2 protein-coding genes are annotated in these 2,626 nt (G+C 69.0%); both read right to left on the bottom strand.

Annotation, left to right across the window (positions count from 1 at the left end; genetic code table 11):
- Nucleotides 1–826: acyl-CoA dehydrogenase family protein (locus ACNPM4_RS02035; protein ID WP_448984516.1), on the bottom strand; the 826-nt coding region annotated here is incomplete at its 3' end.
- A gap of 38 nt (nt 827–864) precedes the next feature.
- Nucleotides 865–2,367: a CoA-acylating methylmalonate-semialdehyde dehydrogenase gene (locus ACNPM4_RS02030; protein ID WP_448984515.1), complete on the bottom strand. Its 1,503-nt coding sequence runs from the start codon at nt 2,365–2,367 to the stop codon at nt 865–867.
- Between the last annotated feature and the right edge of the window lie 259 nt (nt 2,368–2,626).

The raw sequence follows: 2,626 nt of genomic DNA, 5'->3' as shown, positions 1-2,626 counted from the left end.
GCGCGCCGAACGCGACCCGCTCGTGCACGTACCGCACCGCCTTGTCGAGTGCCCACTCCGCGCCGCCGAGCGAGCAGGCGGCGATGTTGAGGCGTCCGCCGTTGAGCGCCGACATCGCGATCGCGAACCCCCGCCCCTCGTCGCCGAGCATCGCGGATGCCGGGACACGGACGCCGTCGAAGATCACCTGACGCGTCGGCTGCGCGTGCCAGCCCATCTTCTTCTCGAGCGGGCCGAAGCTCAGCCCCTCGGCGTCGCCGGGAACCAGGAATGCGCTGATGCCGCGGGCACCGGGCTCCCCCGTGCGGGCCATCACGACGTACACGGCGGCCTCGCCGGCACCGGAGATGAACTGCTTCATCCCGGTGAGCACGTAGTCGTCGCCCTCGCGGACCGCACTGGTCGCGACGTTGGCGGCATCGGAACCGACGCCCGGCTCGGTGAGGCAGTAGCCGCCGAACTCCTGCATCGCGGTGAGCGGCGGCAGCCAGGTCTCGCGCTGCGTGTCGTCGCCGTAGGTGTCGATCATCCACACGACCATGTTGTGGATCGAGATGTATGCGGCGACCGCCGGGTCGCCCTTGGCGAGTTCCTCGAAGATCGCGACGGTGTCGCTGCGACTGAGGCCGGCACCGCCGAAGTCCTCGCGCACATAGATGCCGCCGAGCCCCAGCTCTCCGCCGCGGTTCAGCGACTCGCGCGGGAAGAGGTGCTTCTCGTCGCGCTCGGCGGCGAAGGGGGCGAGCTCGGCCTCGGCGAACTCGCGGACGGCGCTGAGGATCGCCTCGCGCTCCTCGGCGGTGGTGGTGACGGTGGTCATGGTCATCGCTTGTCCTTGTGGGATCTCGTGCCGGAACGTGGGGGTCAGTGCATGGTGGGGATGACGAAGCTGGCTCCGTCGCGAATGCCCGCCGCGGGCCAACGGCTCGTCACCGTCTTGGTCTTCGTGTAGAAGCGGAAGGCGTCGGTGCCGTGCTGGTTGAGGTCGCCGAAGCCGCTGCGCTTCCAGCCGCCGAACGTGTAGTACGCGATCGGCACCGGGATAGGGACGTTCACGCCCACCATCCCGACCTCGACGCGTGCGGCGAAGTCGCGGGCGGCATCGCCGTCGCGGGTGAAGATCGCGACGCCGTTGCCGTACTCGTGCTCGGACGCCATCCGCAGCGCCTCCTCGTAGTCGGCGGCGCGGGCGATCACCAGCACCGGTCCGAAGATCTCCTCGCGGTAGATCGCCATGTCGGTGGTGACGTGGTCGAACAGGGTCGGTCCGAGGTAGAAGCCCGCCTCGTGCCCCTCGACGACGAATCCGCGGCCGTCGGCGAGCAGCATCGCTCCCTCGTCGACACCCTGCTGGATGTAGCCCTCGACCCGCTCGACAGCCGCCCTCGTGACGAGGGGTCCGTAGTCGACATCGGTCGCGAGAGAGGGTCCGATACGCAGTTGCGCCACACGCTCGGTGAGCTTGGCGGCGAGAGCATCAGCCGTCTCCTGCCCCACTGGGACCGCGACCGAGATCGCCATGCACCTCTCGCCCGCTGAGCCGTAGCCGGAGCCGATCAGCGCGTCGACGGCCTGGTCGAGGTCGGCATCCGGCATCACGATCATGTGGTTCTTCGCGCCGCCGAAGCACTGAGCCCGCTTGCCGTGCGCCGTCGCGGTCGCATAGATGTACTCGGCGATGGGCGTGGAGCCGACGAACCCGACGGCGCGGATGCGGTCGTCGGTGAGCAGTGTGTCGACGGCCTCCTTGTCGCCGTGCACGACGTTGAGCACTCCTGCCGGCAGCCCGGCCTCGAGGAACAGCTCGGCGATGCGCACCGGCACGGAGGGGTCGCGCTCACTGGGCTTGAGCACGACCGCGTTGCCCGCGGCGAGCGCGGGGCCGGCCTTCCACAGCGGGATCATCGCGGGGAAGTTGAAGGGCGTGATCGCGGCGACCACCCCGAGCGGCTGACGCATCGAGTAGACGTCGATGCCGGTACCGGCACCCGTCGAGTACTCGCCCTTCAGCAGATGCGGCGCTCCGGCGGAGAACTCGATGACCTCGAGCCCGCGCTGGATGTCACCCTTCGCATCGTCGACCGTCTTGCCGTGCTCACTCGCCAGCAATTCGGCCAGCGAGGTCATCTCGCGCTGCACCAGGTCGAGGAACCGCAGCAGCACGCGGGCCCGCTTCTGGGGATTGGTCGCGGCCCACGCGACCTGCGCCTCTTCGGCGTTCGCGATCACGCGGCGCACCTCGTCGGCGGAGGCCAGCGGCACACGCGCCTGCACGGCACCCGTGCTCGGATCGAACACGTCGGCGAAGCGACCGGAGTCGGGGGTGAGAAGCGATCCGCCCACGAAGTGCGGGATAGTACGAGTCATTGTGTGACGTCCCTCCGTGCCGTCGTTGGCACAATGAGGAGTTTACTCGGAGGGCCGGATATTTACTAGGACGTCCTTGCATTTCCGGTCGGCTCGAGAATGCGGCAGAGCGTGGTTGTTCGCGCCCCGTTCACCGCCGCGTCATCTCGCCCGGGTACAACTGCAGGTGCGCGGACAGAGACTCAGACCGGATCGGGTGTCACGTCTACCGCGCGCACGGTGAGCACTCTCGCTCCCGTCGCGGCGCCCCCGCCGCGAG

The organism is Microbacterium umsixpiens (genome assembly GCF_053543675.1).
Note: the sequence above shows the minus strand (reverse complement) of the source record. Positions and strands in the feature narration are given on the sequence as shown.

Coding starts and splice junctions, on each gene's coding strand:
- ACNPM4_RS02030 (WP_448984515.1), bottom strand. CDS start 2,367: ATGACTCGTACTATCCCGCACTTCGTGGGCGGATCGCTTCTCACCCCC.